Source organism: Winogradskyella arenosi, from assembly GCF_003337305.1.
Taxonomy (GTDB): domain Bacteria; phylum Bacteroidota; class Bacteroidia; order Flavobacteriales; family Flavobacteriaceae; genus Winogradskyella; species Winogradskyella arenosi.
On record NZ_QPJO01000002.1, the window covers coordinates 368,300 to 390,754 of the forward strand.

Below are 22,455 nucleotides of genomic sequence, written 5' to 3' on the forward strand. Positions count from 1 at the left end.
AAACCAACGCTTCTTATACCTTACATGTAGGACATGCGTTTTTAGTTGAGGTAAAAGTTGCTTGTAAATAGACCACAGAGAATCTTAAGATCCCTGAAAAAAAGACCTTATTATTTTAGATGAAATAAGGTGGGGGTCTACTGAATAATAGGGGTATTGCAAGCGTATTAGAGCTTACAAAACCATAAGTTGTGATAAGATGTCTAGGGGTACTAAACTCAAGATTTTCAATAGGAAAATCTTGAACCTCTGGGGTGAGGATCGGGGTGGTATTTATTGTTGTGGCGTAATCACAAACAGCACAATGTAAATCTTGGTCTGTATCTTCGTTGTGCGTTAAGGCATGAAGCCCAAGCATTTTCAAGGAAAGAAAAAGAACAATAAAGAAATATGTGATGCTGTTTTTCATTAAAGAATTCAAATATTTTTTGTTTTTTAAATTCGTTTTTGCAAGTTTTAGTTAGTGGTTTTGCTTAACCGCAATGCGTAATAATTTCCAATTAGCATAATGTGCGAAAGCGAGTAAAGTTGCACCTATAACCGTATTACTAACTTCCCATAAATTTGTGAGGTGAAGTCTGCCTATAGCTATAAAAGCAAACCCTAATAATGCAATTTTTAAAGGTTTGGTTTTGTGGTGAATTGTTTTATAACTTGGCCAAAGCGAGGTTAATAAAAACACAATTCCTAAACTTATGAATACCCATTCAATAAATGAATTATTTAAAAAATATAAGCTACTCAATGAAGAAAACGAAAGTAAAATAGGGAATATAGCACAATGAATGGCGCAAATTATAGAGCTTGATAATGCTATAATATCTAAGGTGTTGGTTTTTGATTTATTCACTTCCTTTAACTTTAATGATTTTAAAAGCGACTATGTCGCATTACTGGGTTGGCAAATATATTATTTATTTATAATATTGCAATGATGTTGCAATAAGTTATTGCAAATAAATCGCATTAATGATGAAAAGAAGAAACACACCGACTAAAGAAGCTGTTTTAAGTGTAATCACTAAAGCCGGACAGGCTATGAGTCAGGATGCGATTGAAGGCGAAATTTCTATTGATATTAATAGAGCAACGATCTATCGTGTGCTAAATCGTTTTTGTGAGGATGGTGTATTGCACAAAGTTATTGCAGAAGATGGTAAACAATATTTTGCCTTATGCGATGGCTGTGATGAAACACATCAAAAGCATCAACATTTTCATTTTAAATGTACGGTTTGTGAAACATTAGAATGCCTTCCAAATGAAGTTAAATTTTCAATTCCAAACGGTTACCATGTAGAGGACGTAAATTGTGTTTTAACAGGAGTGTGTAAAAAGTGTTCTTAATCCTTAAGATTTAAAAATTTAACATCACTCAAAGTCTCCATAAAAGCAATTAAGTCTGTTTTTTTCTGTGTTGAAAGTGGTATTCTATTGTGATTATCTTTTAAAATAGGGTCTAAATTATCCGCTTCTAAAACGCAGTGTTTAAAGAATTAAATAACTCATTTAAAATTAGCAAATTGTCTATAGTAGTGCTTAAAATGTGGTATTTGTTATACTTTTTAAACTATGGACTCTAAGGAGTATATAGCTTTAAATGAGCTCTATAATTCTCTCGTATTTGGATTATTTTCAGAAATAGAAAATCAGATTTTTTTAAGCACGGTTTATCAACAGCTTCAGTTTAAAATATTGCAGTAAATTTACCAGACTCAAACTCCTAAATAAAGTATAATTGTCAATGAAAATTCTAATAGTAGAAGACGATCCCATTTTGAATAAAAACATTTCAGAAGCTATCTCTTCTGAAGGTTATCTAGTGGAAAGTATTTATGACGGTATTTTAGCAGAGCGAGTTTTATCAAAAGAAGATTTAAGCTGCGTAATTATGGATATCAATTTACCTGGGAAAACAGGTTATGAACTTTGTAAAGATTTTAGAGTCTATAATACCCAAACGCCTATTATTATGCTTACGGCGTTCAGTGAACTAGAAGATAAGGTTAAGGGGTATGATTGTGGAGCAGATGATTATCTTACCAAGCCCTTTTTTATGCGAGAATTAATCCTCAGAGTTAATTCGCTCATTAAAAGAAGTACTATCGAAATTAACAAAAAAGAAGAAGCATCAATACTTTCTATAGCTGGTATTACCATAGATACAACTAAGAAAAAAGTGTTTAGAGAAACGGAAGAAATTAATTTAACGCAGAGGGAATATCAAATTTTACTAAAATTAATGAAGCAAAAAGGAGAGTTTGTTTCAAAACAAGAGTTGGTAACAGATATCTGGGGAGGTTCTTTCGATTTTAATACGAATACCATTGAAGTTTATATTAGCTTTTTAAGAAATAAACTAGATAAACCTTATGGGAAAAACACCATAAAAACAAAAGTGGGTTACGGTTATTATATAGATTTTAATTAAAATATGCAGTTTTGAAAATTAGAAATAAAATACTGATTTATTTCTCTACAACTATAATTGTGCTTCTAGCTGTATCCTTAGGTGCTATATTTATTTTATTTTCAGAATATCGAGAAGAAGAATTTCAACAAAAACAAAATACTAAAATTATACAAACCTTGTCTAAGCTCGGGCAATACGAAGCTTACGGTAAGGAACTTGCGGGAATTATGGATGAATTAACAATTCATGATTTCTATGATGAAAAAATGCTGATTTTCGATACGCAAAAAGATTTAATTTTTAGTAGTATAGATGACCTTTCTATATCAAATTATACCACCATTTTAAATCATCTTTCGCCTGCAAACCAATGGTTAGAAACCAAAGTTAAAAATTATGATATCGTTGGAATATATATAGAATATGATAATGTTGGTTATTATGCTATTAGTAAAGCCTATGATGCCTCTGGGTATTCTAAAATTTACTTTTTAGGAAATGTGTTGATTGGTATTTTTGTGTTTATTTCGGGTATCGTTATCTTGATTTCCATATACCTTTCAAAAAAAATAGCAAAACCATTAACGGAATTATCTGAAAAACTTAATGAACTCGATTTAAGTAATGTTAATATTAAGGAATTACCTATAGATGAATCTTCTTTAGAATTAAAACACCTTACCGACCGTTTTAATCAGTTGTTTAAAAAGACAAATGAGGCTTTTTTATTTCAGAAACATACTATAAATCACATTTCTCACGAATTAAAAACACCAATAACTATACTAGTATCAGAATTAGAACGACTCTTAACGTATAAGGATATTGAAGAATTAAAGCCTGTTTTAAGCACTCAAATACAGTCAGCCAAATCGTTGGGAGATATCATTAATGTCCTATTAGAAATTTCAAAGTTTGAAGCAGGTCAGAACGTTGAGAGGGAACATTTTAGGGTCGATGATTTAATTTTTGATATAATTGCAGAGCTTAATATAATTTATCCTGATTTTAAGTTTGAAATTAATTACGGTTCTCATCTCGTAGATGAAAGTAATCTGTCTATTTTTGCTAACGAAATGCTCATAAAACAAGCCTTCTCAAATTTGCTTATTAACGCTATAAATTATGGTGACACAGACCAAGCTGCATTAATTTTTGATGTCACGGAGAAGAATCAATTATCTGTACAAATAAAGAATACTGGAACTGTAATTTCTGAGCTGGAAGAAAAATATTTATTCAATTATTTTTTCAGAGGCACTAATAGTAAGGGGAAAATGGGCTTTGGTTTAGGGCTTGTTTTAACCAAAAGAATATTTGCTTTAAATAACGCAGTAATTAGTTATACCAGTTCCAATAAGAACCTAAATACCTTCGAGGTTCGTTTCCCATTAAGTTAAAATTTATTTCTATTAAGGTTATTTTAAGGTCAATCACATCAATTTAGCTCTCATAATTAAAAGAGCAAATTATGAGATACAAAAAAAGCAAGATACCTTTGGTGTTGCTAGTGTTAAGCTTATCCTTTTCTTCACAAGGGCAAGATCAATTAATTTTAAGCAGAGAAGACTGTGAAACTAAATTTTTAAAAGAAAATTTACAGCTTTTAGCAGAGGAGTTAGAAATTTCTCAGGCAGAGGCAATGGTATTACAGTCCAAGTATTGGCCTAACCCAAACTTAACTATAGACCAAGTTAACCTATGGGCTACACAAGGACAATTAGATGCTTTTGATACCGAAGGACTTCCTGCATTTAATAGTGGTAGTTCTTTTGGAACAAAACAGCAAATCGGAGTTTCTTTAGAACAACTTATTCATACTGCCGGAAAACGTAAAAAGTTAATGGCGATACAAAATATCTCACTCGAGAAATCAAAAGAATATTTTCGAGATGTTTTACGTGGATTGAAAATTGAATTCAGAAATCAACTTACCCAATTACAATATCTTCAATTGAGTAAGAGAATGTATGAAGAAGAGTTGTTGTCTGTAAAACAACTTACTAATGCCTATTTACGTCAGGTTGAATTAGGTCATATTTCTAAAGGTGAATATGTGCGATTAAAAGCTTTAGAGTTAGAGATTACTCAAAAGACCAATGCCGTTAAAACCGAAATTAATCAGGTTCAAAAAGAATTAAACGTATTAATGCGGTTATCTGCCAACACAGATTTAGTGATTACGGATGCTGGTTTTATTAAAGATACTGACGGATTTAAATTACGTTCAATCCCAGATTTAATTGTAGAAGCAAAAGAAAATCGTCCAGATTATAAAATAGCGTCACTTCAGGAGACTTCGTCATTAATAGAATTAGAATACGAGAAAGCACAGCGTATTCCTGACGTTACCTTTAAAGTAGACTATGATCGAGGTGGAAATTTTATGTACAATTTTGTTGGCTTTGGTTTATCCTTCGATCTACCTGTATTCGATAGAAACAAAGGAAATATACTGCATGCAACATCAGAAATAGAACAATCTCAGTTACGTTCTCAAGAGTTAGAATTAACGCTTGAAAATGAAGTAGCAGCAGCGTATAAAGACTTAATAAATGCCATAGCTTTTTTTGAAAGTATAGATGCAGACTATGATGTTTCTTTAGAAATAATGCTTAAAAATTACACTCAAAATTTCAAAGAAAAGAATATCAGTATAGTAGAGTATTTAGATTTTATGGAAGCTTACCTCACTAACAAGATTATTATTCTAGAAGCGAGTAAAGACGTTAACGAAAAAGCAGAAAAGCTTAATTATTCCATTGGTAAAGATTTAATTAACAAATAAATAATCAAAAATATAACATGAATACATCACACAAAATAGTTTTATTACTGGTTTTTAGTGCTTTCTATAGTTGCGGAAATACCAATAACGACATTGCAGAAAACGCATCAGAAAGCGCTGTATACTGTATCGATGAAACTTTCAAAAAAAGCTTAGTAATAGAGCAACCTATAAAGAAAAAAATTACAGAAGACATCTCATTAACAGGTTCTGTAGAAACCAACCCCGATAAAGTAATTCATTTTGTAAGTTTAGTTGGTGGTATTATTTCTAAGACCTATTTTTCCTTAGGAGATACGGTGAAAAAGGGGCAAGTATTAGCAGAAATAAGAAGCACAGAGTTAAGTGCTTTAGATGCTGAATTTCAATCTTTAAATTCACAAATTAAGGTTGCTGAGGTAAAGTTACTTTCGGTAGAAAGGATGTTTAAAGATGAAATATCATCTCAAAAGGAATTGATAGAAGCCCAAACCGAGTTAGCTATTTTAAAATCTGAACGCCAAAAAGTAGCATCCAATTTAAATATTTTTAGTGCAAGTTCAGGAAAAGATGTTTTTCTAATAAAAGCACCCAAGACAGGGATTATAACCGATACATCTATAGCTACAGGTACACAAATTTCTGCAGAAGGTGCACCATTATTTACAATTTCTGATTTAAGTGAAATTTGGGTATTAGTCAATGTTTACGCCACAAATATAGAAAGTATACAAGCGGGAATAGAAGTAAATATTTCGTCATTATCCTACCCAGATGAAATATTTAAAGGAACCATTAAAACCATTTCTCAAGTTTTAGATAATGAAGCTAAAGTCTTAAAAGCACGTGTGGTGTTAAACAATGAAGACTTAAAACTAAAGCCAGGTATGCTGGTAGATGTTGTAGCAGAAAAGAAATTTGATAGCGACGGTATAAGTATTTCAACAGACGCTATGGTTTTTGATCAAAACCAAAACTTTGTAGTGGTTTACAAGACAGATTGTGATGTGGAAATTAGAAAAGTAGAGCTTCTTAATTCTAATAAAAAAGAGACTTTTTTGATTAGCGGTTTACAAGAAAACGAAAAGATTATTTCAAAAAACCAACTTCTGATTTATGAGCAACTTAAAAACTTTCAAAATTAATTGAGATGAAAAAATTTGTTCAAGGTATTGTAGGCTTTTCGCTTAAGAATAGCATTATTGTATTCTTCCTGACGGCGTTATTGCTTATCGCAGGAATTATAAGTTACATTCACACACCCATTGAAGCATTTCCAGATGTTACAAATACAAGGGCGCGTATTATTACACAATGGCCAGGTAGAAGTGCCGAAGAGGTAGAGAAATTTGTAACGCTTCCGTTAATGAAGCAGATGAATACTATCCCTAAAAAAGCGGAAGTACGTTCTATTTCTTTATTCGGCTTATCGGCAGTAACGGTTATTTTTGAAGATGATGTAGACGATTTTTATGCACAGCAATATGCATCAAATAGACTTCAGGGAGTTGATTTTCCTGATGGTGCCGAAGCGAGTATTGATCCGCCATATGGCGCCACTGGTGAAATATTTAGGTATGTAATAAAAAGTAAACGCCCCATAAAAGAAATTGCTTCTATTCAAGATTGGGTTATAGAGCGCGAGCTTGTTTCTGTTCCTGGTGTTGCCGATGTGGTAAGTTTTGGTGGTGAAGAAAAAATTTATGAAATTAAAATCAATCCAACCGAATTAGCACATTATGATTTATCCCCTTTAGAAGTCTATGAGGCTGTTTCTAAAAGCAATATTAATGTTGGTGGCGATGTCATACAAAAAGGAAGTCAGGCCTATGTAGTGCGTGGTGTTGGACTTTTAGAGAGTAAAGAAGACATTGAGAATATACTAATTGAAGTACGCGGAACCACACCTATTTTAATAAAACATGTTGCCGAAGTTATTGTATCGGCAAAACCAAGATTAGGTGTTGTTGGTTTTCAAGATGAAGAAGATTTAGTAGAGGGTATTGTAATTATGTTGCGTGGTGAAAACCCAGGTGATGTGATTGTTAAATTGAAAGAAAAAATTGCCGATTTAAATGAACGTATTTTACCAAAAGACGTTAAAATAGAATCTTTTATTGACCGAACAGAATTGGTAGATGCCACGGTAAACACGGTTAGTAAAAACATTCTCGAAGGGATTATTTTAGTATCTATTATCGTGTTTATTTTCTTATTTAATTGGAGAACTACTGTTATTGTAGCTGCTGTTATTCCGTTATCCTTTTTATTTGCTATTGTGATGCTTAGAATACAAGGATTACCGGCGAACTTAATCTCTATGGGAGCTATTGATTTTGGTTTATTACTCGAAGGAACCCTTGTTATCGTAGAAACCGTCTTTGTCGCCATGCACCATAAAGCCAAGGAAGTTGGGATGGAAAAGTTTAATAAGATGAGTAAACTTGGTATTATAAAAAAGAGTGCAGGCAGTGTTGCAACGTATATCGTTTTTGCACAAATTATTTTAGTTGTAGCGCTATTACCTATTTTTTCGTTCCAAAAAGTAGAAGGTAAAATGTTTACACCGTTGGCATTTACTTTGGGTTATGCTCTAGTAGGATCTTTAATTTTAAGTATCACTTTTGTTCCGGCTATGTGTAAAGTGTTATTGAAAAAAAATATTGTTGAACGCGAGAATAAAATATCACGCTTTTTTACTCAAAACTTATTTAAGTTATTTCAATGGAGTTACCGCAGACGAAAAGCCACTATTGTCACTTTTATAGTCTTAGTTATTGGCTGTAGCATTTCATTTATGTTTTATGGTTCAGAGTTTATTCCTAAATTAAATGAAGGAGCATTATATGTTAGAGCTACGTTGCCCAACAGTGTAAATTTAGATGAATCGACAAAATTAGCTAAAGAGATGAAAGCGAAACTTCGAAAATTTAAAGAAGTGAAGTTTGTGCTTAATCAAGTAGGAAGACCAAATGACGGTACAGATCCAACAGGTTTTTTTAATATAGAATTTCACATTCAATTGTTTCCAGATAGTGAGTGGGATAGAGATATTGATAAAGAAGAATTGATAGAAGAGATGCGAGCTGAATTAAATTCGTATCCGGGCGTGGTATTTGGTTTTAGTCAACCGATTCAAGATAATGTTGAAGAATATGTTGCAGGTGTAAAAAGTTCGTTAGTGGTTAAGATTTTTGGTGATGATTTGTTTGAGCTAGAAAAATATGCCGATCAAGTAGCTAATAGTATTAGAGATGTAGAAGGGATTGAAGATTTAAATGTGTATAGAAACATTGGTTTACCTGAATTGCGTATTAAGCTCGATGAGAAAAAAATGGGTAAATATGGTGTTGCTATGGCAGACGCACAAGCGGTTATAGAAATGGCTATAGGTGGTAGAGCAGCAACAAGTTTTTATGAAGAAGAACGCATGTTTGACGTTCGTATTCGGTTTCAAAAAGACTATAGAGATGACCAAAATAAAATTGGTGAAATTTTAATACCCACTATGACTGGGAAAAAAATTCCCTTACGAGAAATATCAGATATAGGCTTTTTAACAGGACCAACATTTATTTATAGAGAAAATAGTAGTCGTTATATCGCAGTTGGGTTTAGTATTGAAGGTCGAGATTTAGGGAGCACCATTGCAGAAGCGAAAGCAAATGTAGCTAGAGATGTACAGTTGCCTAAAGCCAATAAAATGACGTGGGCCGGAGAATTTGAAAGTAAAGAAAGAGCCGGAAAGCAATTAGCAACCATTGTGCCTGCTGTGCTTTTACTAATTCTATTCTTATTATATTTCAATTTTGGGAATAAAAAAGATACGTTAATAGCCGCTGCTACTATTCCTTTTGCTTTTGTAGGTGGTTTTTTATCTCTAGTGATTACGCAAACAGTTTTTGGAATTTCAGCAGGAATTGGCTTTATTATTCTGTTTGGTGTTAACACCATTAATAGTATCATATTAATTGCAGTGATGAAAGAAAATATGAAAAAAATGAATATCAGAGAAGCTATATCGCAAGGTGTTAAAAGTAGAATTAGACCTATTGTTATGATTGCTTTAATGGGGTCTATGGGACTATTACCTGCAGCTATGTCTTCGGGAATGGGATCTGAAATTCAGAAACCACTAGCTATTATGATTGTAGGAGGATTAATGTTTTGTATGCTACTATCTTTTACTGTGCTTCCTCAAATATTCTACTTAGCCTATAAAAATAAAGAAGGTGCTCATGAAATTAAAGATTGATAAATTTGTCCTATCCATTATTGGGACTATTTTAATCGCTTATTTTTTTCCACAATGGGGAGCTCAAAAAAGTAAAATTCCTATCGACACGATTACTGCGATAGGAATTTCGCTTATCTTTTTCTTCTATGGATTGAAATTAAATTCAACACAATTAATAGCAGGACTTAAAAATTGGAAATTACACTTTTTAGTACAAAGTGCTACTTTTGTAATGTTTCCATTATTGGTGCTTTTATGTCGTCCACTAATTCAGAATGAAGAACAAGAAACCATTTGGTTGGCTTTCTTTTTCTTAGCAGCATTACCATCTACAGTATCCTCTTCTGTTGTTATGGTATCTATGGCAAAAGGGAATATACCTGCCGCTATTTTTAATGCAAGTATTTCTGGAATTATAGGAATTGCAATAACACCACTTTGGATGGGTTTGTTTGTAAACGATGCCCAGACCGATTTTGATTTTACAGATATCTATCTAAAACTGATTATTCAAATTATTTTACCTGTAGTTTTAGGACTTTTATTACAGCATTTTTTAGGGAAGTTTGCCCACAAACATAATCGTAGGTTAACCCTATTTGATAAGTCAATTATCTTATTAATCATTTATAAAAGCTTTTCGGAATCTTTTAATGGTGGTATTTTTAATGCCGTTTCTCTTTTAGGTATAGGTGTTGTTTTTATAGGCGTAATTGTATTGTTTGGCATAGCTTTTTATATAACAGGTTTTCTTTCTAGAAAGTTAAAATTAAACACCGAAGATCAGATAACTGTGCAATTTTGTGGTACTAAAAAATCCTTAGTTCACGGTACCGTTTTTTCTAAGATATTATTTGGTAACATGGCGTCGGTGGGTGTTATTCTTTTGCCTTTAATGCTGTTTCATGCCATACAAATTTTACTAATTAGTATCGTAGCTTCTAAATTAGAAAAGCGAGGAGAGGTTTCACTATAAAAACTTTAAATAGCTGATATTAGACTCTTTCTTTTGTGATTTAAGTATCGTTATATTTGCTGTAGAATTTAATCATTTAGTCCTAAAAACTCAACATCACTCAAAGTCTTCATAAAAGCAATTAAATCTGTTTTTTCTTGAGCTGTGAGTGGGATTCTATTGTTATTATCTTTTAAAATAGGGTCAAGGTTATCTGCCTCTAATACGCCGCTATCTAAATAATCTAATAAGGCTTCTAATGTTGTAAATTGTCCAAAGCTTCCGTAAGGTGTGGTATGTTCAATGTTTCTTAAGCTTGGAACTCTAAAACGCATATAATCTTCAGCAAGCCCTGTGATTCTTGCTCGTCCGGTTTCTTCTGTGTTTGGGTTTATAGGAAAACCGATGTTTCTATAAGATTGATCGGTAAATAATTCTGTACTGTGGCAACTGCTGCATTTATCTTGAAAAATAGCGTATCCTTGGGCTTCACTAGCTGTAAAGGTAGCCCCTTCATTTCGTTTTACCTTATCGTACTTGCTATTGGCAGAAATTAGGGTGTATTCAAATTGAGCGATACTGTTATAAATTCCATCAGCTGTAATTCCTTCGCCTTCAAAAGCAAGGTTAAATAACTCTATATAGGCTTCATCTTCTTCAAGTTTTTCCATTACCTCTAAAATTGAAGAATCCATTTCTTCATGCGTAATAATTGGCACTAAAGGTTGGTCTTCAAGTTGCAATTTATTGCCATCCCAATTATACACTTGCATAAAAGCCATATTTTGAACTGGTGGCGCATTCCGTAATCCTATGCGCCCTTCAATTCCAATGGCCTTTGGATTATGATCTGCAAAAGCACTTTCCTGAATGTGACAACTTGAACATGAAATGCTGTTATCGGCACTTAGCCGTGTGTCAAAAAATAGTTTCTCTCCGAGTGCAACCCCATATTCCGTTGGGGTATTATTGTATACTGCGTCATTGAGCTCGGGAAAATCAGTTGGAATTTCTAAGGTGATTTCAGGATTGTTATAAGCCATTAACGTCGTATTGTCATCTTGCGTACATGCCGTTAATACAAGGACCAGAACTAGCGTTTTTATAAATAATTTCATTGTGATATTAGGAATAAAAAGTATTGGCCTTAGTAAGGTTCTAAAGCCAATACTTCAATTAAGATTTAATTTTCTACAGCTAGGATAGAAAACATTCCTGAGGTATCGTCGCTGCCGTTACCACCAATATTGTCTACAAATTTCATCATTTCCGTTGCTGTATGCGCACTTGGGGTGGCATTATTAGAAATATCATCTGTAGTTACTAGTGTAATGGTATGACTGTTTCCGCTTAATAAATAATCGAAATCGGCTTTAATAGCAATACGAGGTGCATTGCTGCCCACTACAGCTGTTGTGGATAAGCTAAGACTAACGTCTCTATAAGCATCAACCCCTTGAATATAATTACCATCTTCATCTTCTGCTAATGTGCTTCCTGAATGGAATGATAATTCTTTATTATCGGTATCGTAAAAACCTTCAATTTTAGTAAATCGGTAACCCGTTCCCCATTCCCAATGCATAGCGGTTTCGTTACTTCCGGCGTTTTCATAAAATGCAGGAAAGCTAACTTGATCTAAGGTGTTTAAATCAGATCTAACGCCCAATCCAAATTTTATTTCGGTATAGTCCCCTGTTGGAATATCACTTAAAACATAACTTAAGGTTTCTGTATTGGCTTGATTTATCACTGTAGCGCCGTTGTCTAAGTCATTAACATTGTAAGGAATTTCGGTTCCATCAGCTTTAATTAAGCGAATGTTGCTAATAACATATTTTAATTCTTCAAAATGATGAACTTGTCCAGCGTCTGAAGTATTAACCGTTGCTTCCGTAGCATTAGCAGCACCAAGTGTAATCGGTGTATCTCCGAAGGTATTGGTAAATTCTAGAGTTACGTTATTGGCCACAGGATTACTGTCGTCACTACTGCATGACATAAAACCAAGGACGATTGCTGTTAATAAAATATAATTTTTAAGATGTTTCATTTTTTTAATATTGTAATGTTTGATAGGTATATTTAATTTTATTTGTGTGTATTTTTAAAAATCAAACCTATATGGGAGGTGGTACTACGATTTCTAAATATGGGGCTTTGTGTTTTAGATTTTCATAGGTAACAACGATTCTTTTTTTACTGATTGTTTTGAGCGCAATAGCGTACTCATCATTTGGTGTAAACACCCAATCAAAATATTTAGTAGTAATCGTTTTTTTAGAATCTGAATGTTCTGTTTCTTTTAATTCCTTATGCAGAAAACACTGGCCATTACATTGCAGTTCAGGTTTGTCTTGGTTAACACAAAATTGTTTCGCGATGACTTTTTGGTTCAGTTTAAAGTGCACTATAACGACTGCGCGTTGCGAAATGACAAGCAGTATTAAAAACGTTATAAGAAGACTAAAAACTTTTTTCATTGGTTTAGAAGTTGAATTTTAAAGCCGTGAAAATATTTCGTCCCATTCGGGGAATGTTTCCCCAGTCAGCATAAGTGCTATAATATTCATTCAAAACATTTTCGGCACCCACCTGAATTACTGTTTTGTAATTTTTAATTCTGAAACTGTAATCGGCAGATACATTCCAGATGGTATAGGATGGTGTTTGGTCTTCACCATATTCTGGACTGTAATTAATTTGTTCTAAATCGCCATTTAAAGAGCTTTGTAAGCTGAGTTTATTGTATTGAAAATGTAAGCCTGTTTGGTAGCTTAAAGGTCTAATAAAAGGTAAGTTATTGTCGTTATTATCCTTACCTCTAGCATAGGTTAAAGTACCATTCCAATGAAGGTTGTCTAAAATGGAATAGCTTCCATTTAAAGAAAAATTGAATAGGGTAGCGTAATCTAAAGAGGTGTAACCTTTAACACCTATAGATTGATAATTCATGGGGCTGCCTAAACTTAAAATACGACCAATAATATAATTATCAATATAGAAATAGTTGACATTAGCGTTGAGACTAAAACGATCAATAGTATAGCCTGCGCTAGCATTTACTTCGTAAGAAATTTCATTGTCAAGGTCTGGATTTCCGATATAATCATACCGGTCAAAACTATTATAAATGTAATACCCATAACCTTCAGAAACAGAAGGCGCTCTATGACCATAACCACCGCCTATATTGAAATTAAAGCGTTTAAGGTTGAGCTGATATCCGGCGTGTAAACTCGGGAGGATTCTTGTTTTTTCTTGTGGTGTTCCAGGGTGAAAAATCCAATTGAATTCGACATATTTAGAATGGTTATAATTCACGCCTAAGGCACCACCAAAACTCAACAGACTTCGGTCTGAAATTTTCCAAGTATTATTCATAGATAAGCCTGCAAATGTTGTGGTTACTCCAGGCCAGCTATAGGCAAACATACTCCGTTCACTACGGTCTTGTGGATACATACGCATTTCTGCAATAGAATAATTATTATAGGCGTTAAGCTGAATTTCTGAACTGAAACTTTTCTTTTTCAGGTGGGCGTTAGATAATAAACCATAGGTGGTGCTCCAGCCCGGCATATCCATATGCACTAAGTTTTCAGGACGGGTGGTATCATCCATATAGTGTTCAATGGCATTAAAGTAAACTTTAGTATCTAGGGCTTGAAACAGCCCTTCTTCAAACAATTGCTTGTAGGTTGCTGAGGTAATTAAAGCGCGAGATAACCATAAATCCATAGGCAATGCGGGGTATCCCACATCTTTAGCTTCATCATAAATAGCTTCAACTTTTACAGACGATAGATCACTTGTTTTATAGGCTAAACCTAAAGATGCATTTAGCTTTTTAAACTGTGAATGCTCAACTTCATCAGAATTTCCATCACTATAATTCTCGGCCTTTCGGTAGGCGAGGCTAGCATCAGCAACAAATTTTTCTGAAGCATAGGAGAGATTCCCTAAATTGAAAAATTGCTTATTGTTAACTTCAAAACCGGTTTGGTAAGCTCCTTTCCATTGTTTGGTAACGCTAAAAGGAGTACTTTTCCGTTTTAGATCAATACTTCCAGCAACGGTGGCACCATGCATATTGCCTTCCTGTCCAGAAGCAATGTCTATAGCGGTTAAATTATTACTTTCTACATAAGACGATATGGGGTCCATTTTGTCTGTACAGGCTCCAAAAACATGCATACCATCAATGGTAATAGTTGCACGTTCAGAACTCATGTTATTTAATAAGGGTTCCCAAGCATAGGCGCCACGTTTAATAAAACTTATTTTATCTGAAGAGGCTAAAAACTCATCCACTGAAACGGCCATTTTCATGTCGGTCTCAATCTTTTTCTTTATTACAGAAATAAGCTCCACTTCGTCTAAGGCTACAATGCTGTCCTTTGCTTTAGTCTTATTTTGTCCGGTAATGAGGAGCCCATACAGCAAGAAGATCGGTGTTATAAATATTTGTTTTCCCATTAAAATAAGATGTCAATAAAGAGTTCACTTTTGGTCCCTTCAATGCCTGGTGTAAATTCTGTAGACACTTCGGTTCCTTTTAAGGTTTCGCCAAATTCATTCTCGAGTATAAGGTTTAACGTCCAGTTGCCCGTCATGGTGTAATTCACCACCCCGTAATACAAGCCATCACTATGTGGGGTGAGGTCCTCGTTGTTTGGTGAAGAATGATTTCCCATTGAAGGCTCGGGCATTCTAGGGTCTAGACGTATGGTGTAATCCTCTACCTTAGCGAATGAAAATTGGCTCTGGTCGGGGAAGTTGCCTGCTTCTTGAGTTGGTGTCATGTATTTATAGAGTCCTGCCACCAATTCGTTTTCGGAGATAGAGGGCTTTTGTGGCGCCACCAAGGCGATATAATACAGTTCCCCGTCATTTCCAGTAAAGGAGGTCATGTTTAAATTCATATTCGTTTGTTCTTCAACCGTAATAATTTGAGTCACATTGTGCGTAACATCTTCATTTGTAAAAGAGAGGTGGACTTCCCAATATTGAGATGCATCTGTTTCTTCAGGAAAGACGGTATAGCCTAAATAATAATCTTCAGCGCTGAGGTAATCTAATTGGTATTGGTGTGGTCCGGAACTCGTGTTTCCAAACGTATCGGTTAATAGGGGCAAAAAGGTAATTTCGGCGTTGTTGACACTGGTATTGTTGTCCGTATTTGTAATTTGTATACGAATTTCATTATACCCTTTATAAAAGGTGCCGTTTAATGCTGCAATATCAATTTGATACTGCGCTTCGGAAATAGAAACAACGGTTTCGTAGTCGAAATGTTCGGTGACTTCGGTACTTATTTCATCTTCGTAATCCGTTTTATCTAAGGTACATGAAGTGACTGCAACGAGTATTGCAGTCATAAAAAAACTTATCTCTTTCATAACTAAGGACGTGTTTATTTAAAACGCTTGAAAAATTAATACGCACCGCGTTAACCCTCATAAAATGAAGTGGTATAGGGTTTAAGGCCTGTTTAAAAACGACGAGACCAAACATATTAAGGAAAATTGACAGGAAAACCTTTGGTATAAAGTGCAAGCTTATACGTCTTTCTTAGAGACGAATTTTAGTTCCTAAATAAAGGATTAAAATACGCTGATTAGAAGAACGTATATAGCATGGTGAGGCCAAATGAGAATTCATTTCGCTACAGGCATGGCTTTACAGCAAGAGTTTTTATGTAAACATTACCCTAGAGGCGGATGGAAAATAGAATTTGTGAATTGAAATTTGTAAATTCTATTATAAGGTGTGATCAGTTGCGGACTGTAATCGGATACAGCATCATGAATAGGGGCATTAAAGACCTCTTGGAAAAATACCACTTGATGCTCTGAAGATGAGGCGTGATTTTTATCTTTACTATTATCGGAATCGGAGGCTTTTGCTAATTCTTTCTTTAAGTGACACTTTCCGTTACATTGCAGTTGAGGACGGTCTTTATTAACACAAAGCTCATTCTTAATATAATCGTAAAACGCAGCGTATTCTACAAAAGGAATTGTAGGTTTTAGAAGCATAAAGCACGCTAAGAAAAGAGTTGCTGTTTTCACAATGCGAAGTTCTTATTTTTTTTTAAAACATCCTAATGTTTTGCTTCAGATGAATTTATGACGCCCTAATTTTTATTTATTTTGAAATAATTTTCTGATATGTTTAGAACCTTTACTAAAAGATACTTTAATTCGCAGTACTTAAACGAGCATCCGAGATGAGAATAAAGATTGATAAATTTGTATTGAGTATTATAGCGGTCATTAGTATTGCCTATTTTTTTCCGCAATGGGGAATCGCAAGTAGCAAAATCCCAATTAATACGATCAGTACCATTGGAATTTCGTTTATATTCTTTTTTTATGGTTTAAAATTAAGTCCTGCGCAGCTGCGATCCGGACTTAAAAATTGGAAGTTACACCTCTTAGTACAAAGTGCTACGTTTTTATTGTTTCCGTTGTTGGTTTTACTGTTTAGACCTTTTATTCAGAATCAAGAACAAGAAGTCATTTGGTTGGCCTTTTTTTTCTTAGCCGCTTTACCTTCAACCGTATCGTCTTCTGTAGTTATGGTTTCAATGGCTAAAGGCAATATTCCTGCAGCCATATTTAATGCAAGTATTTCAGGAATTATAGGAATTGTGATTACGCCGTTATGGATGGGTCTTTTCATCACCCAAAACCAGTCTGATTTCGATTTTACTGAAATCTATATAAAATTAATTGTCCAAATTATACTTCCTGTAATTCTCGGGCTCTTTTTACAACGGTTTTTAGGGGAATTTTCCAGACGTCATAGCAAAAAACTCACCTTATTTGATAAGTCTATTATTTTACTCATCATCTACAAGAGCTTTTCAGAATCCTTTTATAACAACATATTCAGCGGCATTGCGCTACTCGATTTGCTCTTCTTATTTATAGGAGTTGTTGCCCTCTTTATACTCATATTTTATCTTACCGGATGGTTGTCTAAGGCTTTAAAATTTAGCGCGGAAGACCAAATAACGGCCCAATATTGTGGGACTAAAAAGTCCTTGGTGCATGGGACCGTTTTTTCTAAGATTTTGTTTGGTCAGATGAGTACTATAGGAATGCTGTTGTTGCCATTAATGTTATTCCATGCCACTCAAATTTTGATTATAAGTGTTTTGGCTTCTCAAAAAGCTTTAAAGATGGATTCTAAACCTTAAATACGAAGCAAGCTGAGGATTTAAAACAGTTCAAAGTGAATGGCTGATGCCACTACGGCGCCAACTAAAATGATAAGCACTAAAATGATAAACTTAGCGCCAAATTTTGTTTTGGTATCTTTCTGTAATATGTAATCTTTTCTGTCTTCGTCTTCGTCTTTTACAAATTTCATAATGTTTTAAATTTTAATGATTAATATAAACGGTTTTGGTATTTACAAAGGCGAGCATTCCTTCTTTAGAAAGCTCTCTACCATAACCTGAAATTTTAGTGCCACCGAATGGTAATCTAGGATCTGATTTAACCATTTCATTAATGAAAAAGCCACCATCTTCAATGTCACTAATACGATCTATAGCTGCTTCATGATCTGCTGTAAACACCATGGTTCCTAAACCAAATTGTGAGTTTGAAGCCATTTCATAAGCTTCATCTTCAGTCTCTACTTTTATAATTGCAGCCACTGGGCCAAATGTTTCTTCCTTAAAAACAGGCATTTCTGGAGTGACTTCTGTAAGGATTGTTGGCTGATAGAATGCCCCATCTTTTTGGTCTCCGTAAGCCACCTGTGCTCCTAAAGCCACCGATTTTTCAATTTGTTCTTTTAGGGTTTCAGCTAAATCTTCGCGCGCTAAACAAGATAGGGTCGTGTCTTCATCCATGGGATCACCGGACGTTAATGTTTTAACCTGCGCAGTAAATTTTTCTAAGAATTCATCATAGATACGGTCTACAACGATAAAGCGTTTGGCAGCAATACAACTCTGACCTGCATTTTGCATTCTGGCCTTAACCATAGTTTCAATATGCTTTTCTAAGTCTGCATCCTCCAAAACAATACAAGCGTTGTTTCCGCCAAGTTCTAAAAGTGATGGTTTTAAGTTTTTTCCGGCAAGTTCTGCAATTTTACGTCCCGCTTTTTCGCTTCCGGTTAAGGAAACTGCTTTAACTATGGGGTTGGCTATTAAGGATTCTACACTTTGATGATCCGTGATTAAGGTTTGAAAACAACCTTCAGGAAATCCGGCTTCTAAAAAAAGTTTTTCGATGGCTACCGCACATCCTGTAACGTTAGAAGCGTGCTTTAATAAGGCCACATTACCCGCTGTTAGCGTTGGAATTGCAAATCGCATCACCTGCCAAAATGGAAAATTCCAAGGCATTACTGCAAGAATACACCCTAAAGGATCATAACTAATAAAACTTTCCTTAGCATCCGTTTCAATAAGATCATCTTGTAAAAATTGATCACTATTTTTAACGTAGAAATCAATTAGGAAAATACACTTTTCAATTTCAGCTTTACTTTCAAGAATCGGTTTCCCCATTTCTTGAGTCATCAGTGTGCTTAAACGATTTTTACTTTGATGTAGCGTATCGGCTAAATTTTTAAGCAAATCAATTCGATCTTCAATATCATAAGTCTTCCATGATTTAAAGGTCGCTTCGGCTGTATCTAACTTTTTTTGGATGGCATTTTCAGAATCTAAGGGATAAGATTTTAAGGCGTCTCCGTTATAAGGATTTTTAGTGTCTATAGTTGTGCTCATGATGTATTTTTAAGTCCATCAAAGATAAAGGTTATGCCAATTTAGACTTGCCCGAATTACTAAAATGTTTAACGCGAATAATAAAATTGCATTTCAGCTAATATTGATATCTAAAGAGTTAACTATTACCGGCTTTGATAAGTATCTTTGAATCACAGCAAAGCGCTGAATATATTATTAATTAAAACAAAATATATAACACCATGAGTAATAACGGAAATACAGTATTAGGAATTTTAGCAGGAACTGCAGTAGGCGCTGTTTTAGGAATTCTATTCGCCCCAGATAAAGGAAGTGAAACAAGAAAAAGAATTGCAGATGAAGCGGCAACGCGAAGAGATTTAATGGCAGAGAAAGCTACAGAGTTAAGAGATTCTTTAGGAAATTCAATTTCTACGCACAAAGAAAATTTAGATCACCAAGTAGAAGCTATTGTCTCTAATGCCAGTTACAAAGCAGAAGATGTTATTAAAACCCTTGAAACCCGATTAAAAGAATTGAAAGAAAAAAATAAAAACTTACAGAAAAAAGCCTAATCCATGAGCGTATTTGAGAATATTAACCGCACAACGGACAAAGCATCCATGATTGGTGAGCGCTATGCAAAGGCGTCTCACCAATATTTTAAACTAAAAGTATTTCAGCAATTAACCCTGTCGCTAAGTATGGCGGCAAAAGTAATGGTGATTGGTGCGATGGTATTTGGTGGATTGGTATTTGTTTCTATTGCTGCGGCCATAGAATTAAGTAGATCCGTAGGAAGTTTTGGCTTAGGGTTTTTCCTTGTGGGAATGATTTACTTTGTTTTAGGACTGTTAACCTACCTATTGCGGTCTAAATTTAACTATTACATCATTAAAAAAATCGGAGTTAAATTCTTTAATTAAACTTCGCTATTAATTCATTAGAGCATTTTACATGAAAACCTATACATCATTTGAAGAGATTGAAAACGATTTAAAGCTTCACAAATTAGAGCGCGATATTGCGTGGGAAGAATTAAAACTCGTAAAAGGAGAATTAAAAGAAGAACTGAACCCTATGAATTGGTTAAATTCCATTTTAAAATTCTCAGGAAAATACGGGTTTATGACGCTTATTAAAAGATGGATTTTTAAATAAACCCATTATACATTTACTTTAGCAGTAATCTGCTTTTTAAATTCATTAGGTGAAACCCCATACTTTTCTTTAAATATTTTAGAGAAATAACTTCGGCTGGTAAACCCTATTGAATACACAATCTGTGAAATATTAAGATCGGTTGTTTTTATAAAATGACGGGCTTTCTCTAGGCGAATATGCCTTATAAATTCCGTAACCGTGCGTTTATAGAGAAATTTAAAACCATCCTGAAGTTTAGCTTGAGACAAGCCATAAGCTTCAGATAAGTCCCCTAAAGCGTATGGTTGGGCAGGTTCTTTCTGAATGCAATCACATATTGTTTTTATTGTCCTTAATTCTTGTTTTGATAAGGAGACTGGGAGTTCTTTTCCTGAGGTTTGACGTTCATGTTGCTGAATATGTAAAGATAGAATTTCATAAACCTTAGCTTCAATCTTCAAAACGCGAAGCATGCCTTTGGCTTTTACTTTATGGATTTTTCTAACATCGTCAGCCATTTTAAGATTCAACTCTCCAAAATGCATGTATCTATTTTCATAGTCCTGATCCACGAATAACTCGTGTAACTTTTTATTTAAGGAGGCTACGTTTGTGGTACTTTTATTCATAAAATCTTTACGGACAATCTGTATACTATTGACTTTTAATTTTTCGTGCTTCGGAAAATGTAAATAGTTAATTCCTTTAATTTTATTGGTAAAAATTACCGACTGAAATTGCTCGGTACGGCGCTCTGTAAGTTGTTCGCCAAAACGATGATAAAAATAGCCTTCTAAATTGTACATAAACCGGATTGGATTATAAACATCGGCTTCAATTTTTAAAATGAATTCTTTGTAAAACGTAATATCAAAATCCAGTAAATTAACACCCCAATCAAAAGGAATATAAGTAATCTTGCCCTTGCCATTAATATTATCTAAGGTCATGGTAAATTCACCCCATTCCTCAACGATCTCACCCTCTAAATGAGTGCTAATCTGCGTTAAGATGTCTTTAGTGTTTTCAGGATGTATTACAATTTCAATCATATGTTCTTATTTAAAGCAATTTCTATGCGATGATTTTCAGCCATCTTTAGTACAAGGTGTCTTAAAATTTGTGCTTTGGGGACTTAATAGCATTCAGCTAAACATTACAGGGGTGAGTCCCACAATAGTAAGGCTGCCGCTCTTTTTTACGGGCTGTATTGTCAATTGAAAAAGATGCGAACCATATTCCTCAATTCTCAAGTAACATTATAAACATCTAGGTTTATATAGGGTATAAAGTAAAAATAGGTTAAAAAGCGGAATTTTTACATAAATTTTATAAAAACAATACTGAAATACAGTAATTAAGGTCTTGTTTTCATATCAGCTAAGCTTCACTTGGATAGAGCCAAATAGAACGCTTTATTGGTTCTATTTTTGTTATAGAAACTAATGTTAAAACTAAAACTTATGAATATTTACGAAGCCATCCGCCACGACCACGATATACAACGCGATCTCTTAGAGAAACTTGTAGATACCTCTGGAGATACCGAAACGAGAAAACAATTATTTAAAAAATTAAATAAAGAATTAACCATACATGCAAATGCTGAAGAGCGTCACTTTTACAAACCGTTAATTCCTGTAGATATGATGCAAGAACATGCCAGACATGGCATTGCAGAGCACCATGAAATTGATGAGCTCATTGAGAAATTACAAGATACCGAAATGGATTCTTCAGCTTGGTTAAAAATAGCCAAAGATTTAAAACATAAAGTTGAACACCATTTAGAAGATGAAGAGCACAGTTTTTTTCAACTCTCAGGAAAAGTGTTTAGTGATAAAGAAAAAGAAACATTAGCAAAAAAATATGTAGAATATATGGAAGCCCATAGATAGATTAGTTTTAGGTTAGGTTGAAGAGCTACCTGTTTAAAATATTGATAATCGGTGTATACTGATTATTGAATTTTGAATGGGTAGCTTGTTTGTTTTACAGCAAGAGTAACTTATAATGTATTGGTTGTAGAGTTCTATTTTATGCTCTTAATTTTGAAACGCTTGTGGTTTTTTGTATTGTCTTGAATTTTAATTGATTACTCTTAAAATATGTTAAGATTTTAGCCCGTTTGTAATCGCGTTAATCTCCTCGTTAATTGCATCAATTTGTTGTTTAAATCGGCCTTAAATTTGACCAAACTAAAGCACAAACTTTAGGTTGA

23 protein-coding genes are annotated in these 22,455 nt (G+C 34.0%); 12 read left to right on the forward strand and 11 right to left on the reverse strand.

The genetic code is table 11. The features are described 5' to 3' along the window. Window positions 1-115: 115 nt before the first annotated feature. Together DFQ08_RS06315 and DFQ08_RS06320 are read right to left on the reverse strand one after the other, a co-directional pair. Window positions 116-409: a hypothetical protein gene (locus DFQ08_RS06315; protein WP_147269449.1), complete on the reverse strand. Its 294-nt coding sequence runs from the start codon at window positions 407-409 to the stop codon at window positions 116-118. A 51-nt stretch (window positions 410-460) separates the two neighbouring features. Beyond that, window positions 461-850: a MerC domain-containing protein gene (locus DFQ08_RS06320; protein WP_114308970.1), complete on the reverse strand. Its 390-nt coding sequence runs from the start codon at window positions 848-850 to the stop codon at window positions 461-463. A gap of 119 nt (window positions 851-969) precedes the next feature. On the opposite strand from DFQ08_RS06320, the gene DFQ08_RS06325 reads away from it, so the two are divergent. The 7 genes from DFQ08_RS06325 to DFQ08_RS06360 all read left to right on the forward strand — a co-directional run bounded on the left by DFQ08_RS06325 (window position 970) and on the right by DFQ08_RS06360 (window position 10,393). Beyond that, on the forward strand, window positions 970-1,347 hold the full coding sequence (locus DFQ08_RS06325) for a Fur family transcriptional regulator (RefSeq protein WP_317048379.1): 378 nt from the start codon (window positions 970-972) through the stop codon (window positions 1,345-1,347). A gap of 397 nt (window positions 1,348-1,744) precedes the next feature. Then, a complete protein-coding gene (locus DFQ08_RS06335) occupies window positions 1,745-2,431 on the forward strand; it encodes a response regulator transcription factor (protein ID WP_114308972.1) in 687 nt (228 codons plus the stop codon). An 11-nt stretch (window positions 2,432-2,442) separates the two neighbouring features. Beyond that, complete coding sequence (locus DFQ08_RS06340; protein WP_114308973.1) at window positions 2,443-3,813, forward strand: sensor histidine kinase; 1,371 nt, start codon at window positions 2,443-2,445, stop codon at window positions 3,811-3,813. Between the two features lie 71 nt (window positions 3,814-3,884). Beyond that, window positions 3,885-5,201, forward strand: coding sequence for a TolC family protein (locus DFQ08_RS06345; protein ID WP_114308974.1), 1,317 nt, complete (start codon window positions 3,885-3,887; stop codon window positions 5,199-5,201). A 17-nt stretch (window positions 5,202-5,218) separates the two neighbouring features. After that, window positions 5,219-6,325 carry an efflux RND transporter periplasmic adaptor subunit gene (locus DFQ08_RS06350; protein WP_114308975.1) on the forward strand — a complete coding sequence of 369 codons (1,107 nt, stop codon included), beginning with the start codon at window positions 5,219-5,221 and terminating at the stop codon, window positions 6,323-6,325. 5 nt (window positions 6,326-6,330) lie between these two features. Beyond that, window positions 6,331-9,435 carry an efflux RND transporter permease subunit gene (locus tag DFQ08_RS06355; RefSeq protein WP_114308976.1) on the forward strand — a complete coding sequence of 1,035 codons (3,105 nt, stop codon included), beginning with the start codon at window positions 6,331-6,333 and terminating at the stop codon, window positions 9,433-9,435. Continuing rightward, window positions 9,419-10,393, forward strand: coding sequence for a bile acid:sodium symporter family protein (locus DFQ08_RS06360; protein ID WP_114308977.1), 975 nt, complete (start codon window positions 9,419-9,421; stop codon window positions 10,391-10,393). The genes DFQ08_RS06355 and DFQ08_RS06360 overlap by 17 nt, the downstream gene beginning before the upstream one ends. 68 nt (window positions 10,394-10,461) lie before the next feature. Here the strand turns inward: DFQ08_RS06360 and DFQ08_RS06365 are convergent, their stop codons facing one another. From DFQ08_RS06365 to DFQ08_RS06390, 6 genes are all read right to left on the reverse strand, one after another. Beyond that, window positions 10,462-11,490, reverse strand: a complete 1,029-nt coding sequence (locus DFQ08_RS06365; RefSeq protein WP_114308978.1) for a cytochrome-c peroxidase — start codon at window positions 11,488-11,490, stop codon at window positions 10,462-10,464. Between the two features lie 65 nt (window positions 11,491-11,555). Further along, window positions 11,556-12,425: an MbnP family protein gene (locus tag DFQ08_RS06370; RefSeq protein WP_114308979.1), complete on the reverse strand. Its 870-nt coding sequence runs from the start codon at window positions 12,423-12,425 to the stop codon at window positions 11,556-11,558. 67 nt (window positions 12,426-12,492) lie between these two features. After that, a complete protein-coding gene (locus tag DFQ08_RS06375; RefSeq protein ID WP_114308980.1) occupies window positions 12,493-12,855 on the reverse strand; it encodes a hypothetical protein in 363 nt (120 codons plus the stop codon). Between the two features lie 4 nt (window positions 12,856-12,859). Next, on the reverse strand, window positions 12,860-14,851 hold the full coding sequence (locus DFQ08_RS06380; protein WP_114308981.1) for a TonB-dependent receptor plug domain-containing protein: 1,992 nt from the start codon (window positions 14,849-14,851) through the stop codon (window positions 12,860-12,862). Next, window positions 14,851-15,774: a hypothetical protein gene (locus DFQ08_RS06385; RefSeq protein WP_114308982.1), complete on the reverse strand. Its 924-nt coding sequence runs from the start codon at window positions 15,772-15,774 to the stop codon at window positions 14,851-14,853. Before DFQ08_RS06385 ends, DFQ08_RS06380 begins: the two co-directional genes overlap by 1 nt. A gap of 306 nt (window positions 15,775-16,080) precedes the next feature. Next, a complete protein-coding gene (locus DFQ08_RS06390; RefSeq protein WP_147269450.1) occupies window positions 16,081-16,446 on the reverse strand; it encodes a hypothetical protein in 366 nt (121 codons plus the stop codon). A gap of 158 nt (window positions 16,447-16,604) precedes the next feature. Here DFQ08_RS06390 and DFQ08_RS06395 point away from each other — a divergent pair, with 158 nt between their 5' ends. After that, window positions 16,605-17,579 carry a bile acid:sodium symporter family protein gene (locus DFQ08_RS06395; RefSeq protein ID WP_114308984.1) on the forward strand — a complete coding sequence of 325 codons (975 nt, stop codon included), beginning with the start codon at window positions 16,605-16,607 and terminating at the stop codon, window positions 17,577-17,579. Window positions 17,580-17,599: 20 nt separating this feature from the next. On the opposite strand, the gene DFQ08_RS16130 is transcribed toward DFQ08_RS06395, so the two are convergent. Next, window positions 17,600-17,752 carry a hypothetical protein gene (locus DFQ08_RS16130; protein ID WP_181858370.1) on the reverse strand — a complete coding sequence of 51 codons (153 nt, stop codon included), beginning with the start codon at window positions 17,750-17,752 and terminating at the stop codon, window positions 17,600-17,602. A 13-nt stretch (window positions 17,753-17,765) separates the two neighbouring features. Then, window positions 17,766-19,130 (reverse strand): NAD-dependent succinate-semialdehyde dehydrogenase, encoded by a 1,365-nt coding sequence (locus tag DFQ08_RS06400; protein WP_114308985.1) that lies wholly within the window; start codon window positions 19,128-19,130, stop codon window positions 17,766-17,768. A 203-nt stretch (window positions 19,131-19,333) separates the two neighbouring features. Between DFQ08_RS06400 and DFQ08_RS06405 the strand changes: the two genes are divergently transcribed. Genes DFQ08_RS06405 through DFQ08_RS06415 form a run of 3 tightly spaced genes read left to right on the forward strand, consistent with a single transcriptional unit; the run spans window position 19,334 to window position 20,252 of the window. Further along, window positions 19,334-19,666: a YtxH domain-containing protein gene (locus tag DFQ08_RS06405; protein ID WP_114308986.1), complete on the forward strand. Its 333-nt coding sequence runs from the start codon at window positions 19,334-19,336 to the stop codon at window positions 19,664-19,666. Between the two features lie 3 nt (window positions 19,667-19,669). Continuing rightward, the gene (locus tag DFQ08_RS06410; RefSeq protein ID WP_114308987.1) at window positions 19,670-20,017 is read left to right on the forward strand and encodes a hypothetical protein; all 348 of its coding nucleotides are present in this window, start codon (window positions 19,670-19,672) and stop codon (window positions 20,015-20,017) included. Between the two features lie 31 nt (window positions 20,018-20,048). Further along, window positions 20,049-20,252 (forward strand): DUF6327 family protein, encoded by a 204-nt coding sequence (locus tag DFQ08_RS06415; protein WP_114308988.1) that lies wholly within the window; start codon window positions 20,049-20,051, stop codon window positions 20,250-20,252. Between the two features lie 5 nt (window positions 20,253-20,257). Here the strand turns inward: DFQ08_RS06415 and DFQ08_RS06420 are convergent, their stop codons facing one another. Next, window positions 20,258-21,286, reverse strand: coding sequence for a helix-turn-helix domain-containing protein (locus DFQ08_RS06420; RefSeq protein ID WP_114308989.1), 1,029 nt, complete (start codon window positions 21,284-21,286; stop codon window positions 20,258-20,260). 411 nt (window positions 21,287-21,697) lie between these two features. On the opposite strand from DFQ08_RS06420, the gene DFQ08_RS06425 reads away from it, so the two are divergent. Further along, on the forward strand, window positions 21,698-22,132 hold the full coding sequence (locus DFQ08_RS06425; RefSeq protein ID WP_114309686.1) for a hemerythrin domain-containing protein: 435 nt from the start codon (window positions 21,698-21,700) through the stop codon (window positions 22,130-22,132). Window positions 22,133-22,455 lie beyond the last annotated feature (323 nt).

What these genes read in the sequence shown, in the direction of transcription:
- DFQ08_RS06350 (WP_114308975.1), top strand. Translation starts at nt 5,219, where the DNA reads ATGAATACATCACACAAAATAGTTTTATTACTGGTTTTTAGTGCTTTC.
- DFQ08_RS06325 (WP_317048379.1), top strand. Translation starts at nt 970, where the DNA reads ATGATGAAAAGAAGAAACACACCGACTAAAGAAGCTGTTTTAAGTGTA.
- DFQ08_RS06315 (WP_147269449.1), bottom strand. Translation starts at nt 409, where the DNA reads ATGAAAAACAGCATCACATATTTCTTTATTGTTCTTTTTCTTTCCTTG.
- DFQ08_RS06425 (WP_114309686.1), top strand. Translation starts at nt 21,698, where the DNA reads ATGAATATTTACGAAGCCATCCGCCACGACCACGATATACAACGCGAT.
- DFQ08_RS06415 (WP_114308988.1), top strand. Translation starts at nt 20,049, where the DNA reads ATGAAAACCTATACATCATTTGAAGAGATTGAAAACGATTTAAAGCTT.
- DFQ08_RS06385 (WP_114308982.1), bottom strand. Translation starts at nt 15,774, where the DNA reads ATGAAAGAGATAAGTTTTTTTATGACTGCAATACTCGTTGCAGTCACT.
- DFQ08_RS06360 (WP_114308977.1), top strand. Translation starts at nt 9,419, where the DNA reads ATGAAATTAAAGATTGATAAATTTGTCCTATCCATTATTGGGACTATT.
- DFQ08_RS06380 (WP_114308981.1), bottom strand. Translation starts at nt 14,851, where the DNA reads ATGGGAAAACAAATATTTATAACACCGATCTTCTTGCTGTATGGGCTC.
- DFQ08_RS06420 (WP_114308989.1), bottom strand. Translation starts at nt 21,286, where the DNA reads ATGATTGAAATTGTAATACATCCTGAAAACACTAAAGACATCTTAACG.
- DFQ08_RS16130 (WP_181858370.1), bottom strand. Translation starts at nt 17,752, where the DNA reads ATGAAATTTGTAAAAGACGAAGACGAAGACAGAAAAGATTACATATTA.
- DFQ08_RS06375 (WP_114308980.1), bottom strand. Translation starts at nt 12,855, where the DNA reads ATGAAAAAAGTTTTTAGTCTTCTTATAACGTTTTTAATACTGCTTGTC.
- DFQ08_RS06335 (WP_114308972.1), top strand. Translation starts at nt 1,745, where the DNA reads ATGAAAATTCTAATAGTAGAAGACGATCCCATTTTGAATAAAAACATT.
- DFQ08_RS06365 (WP_114308978.1), bottom strand. Translation starts at nt 11,490, where the DNA reads ATGAAATTATTTATAAAAACGCTAGTTCTGGTCCTTGTATTAACGGCA.
- DFQ08_RS06370 (WP_114308979.1), bottom strand. Translation starts at nt 12,425, where the DNA reads ATGAAACATCTTAAAAATTATATTTTATTAACAGCAATCGTCCTTGGT.
- DFQ08_RS06405 (WP_114308986.1), top strand. Translation starts at nt 19,334, where the DNA reads ATGAGTAATAACGGAAATACAGTATTAGGAATTTTAGCAGGAACTGCA.
- DFQ08_RS06410 (WP_114308987.1), top strand. Translation starts at nt 19,670, where the DNA reads ATGAGCGTATTTGAGAATATTAACCGCACAACGGACAAAGCATCCATG.
- DFQ08_RS06355 (WP_114308976.1), top strand. Translation starts at nt 6,331, where the DNA reads ATGAAAAAATTTGTTCAAGGTATTGTAGGCTTTTCGCTTAAGAATAGC.
- DFQ08_RS06400 (WP_114308985.1), bottom strand. Translation starts at nt 19,130, where the DNA reads ATGAGCACAACTATAGACACTAAAAATCCTTATAACGGAGACGCCTTA.
- DFQ08_RS06345 (WP_114308974.1), top strand. Translation starts at nt 3,885, where the DNA reads ATGAGATACAAAAAAAGCAAGATACCTTTGGTGTTGCTAGTGTTAAGC.
- DFQ08_RS06395 (WP_114308984.1), top strand. Translation starts at nt 16,605, where the DNA reads ATGAGAATAAAGATTGATAAATTTGTATTGAGTATTATAGCGGTCATT.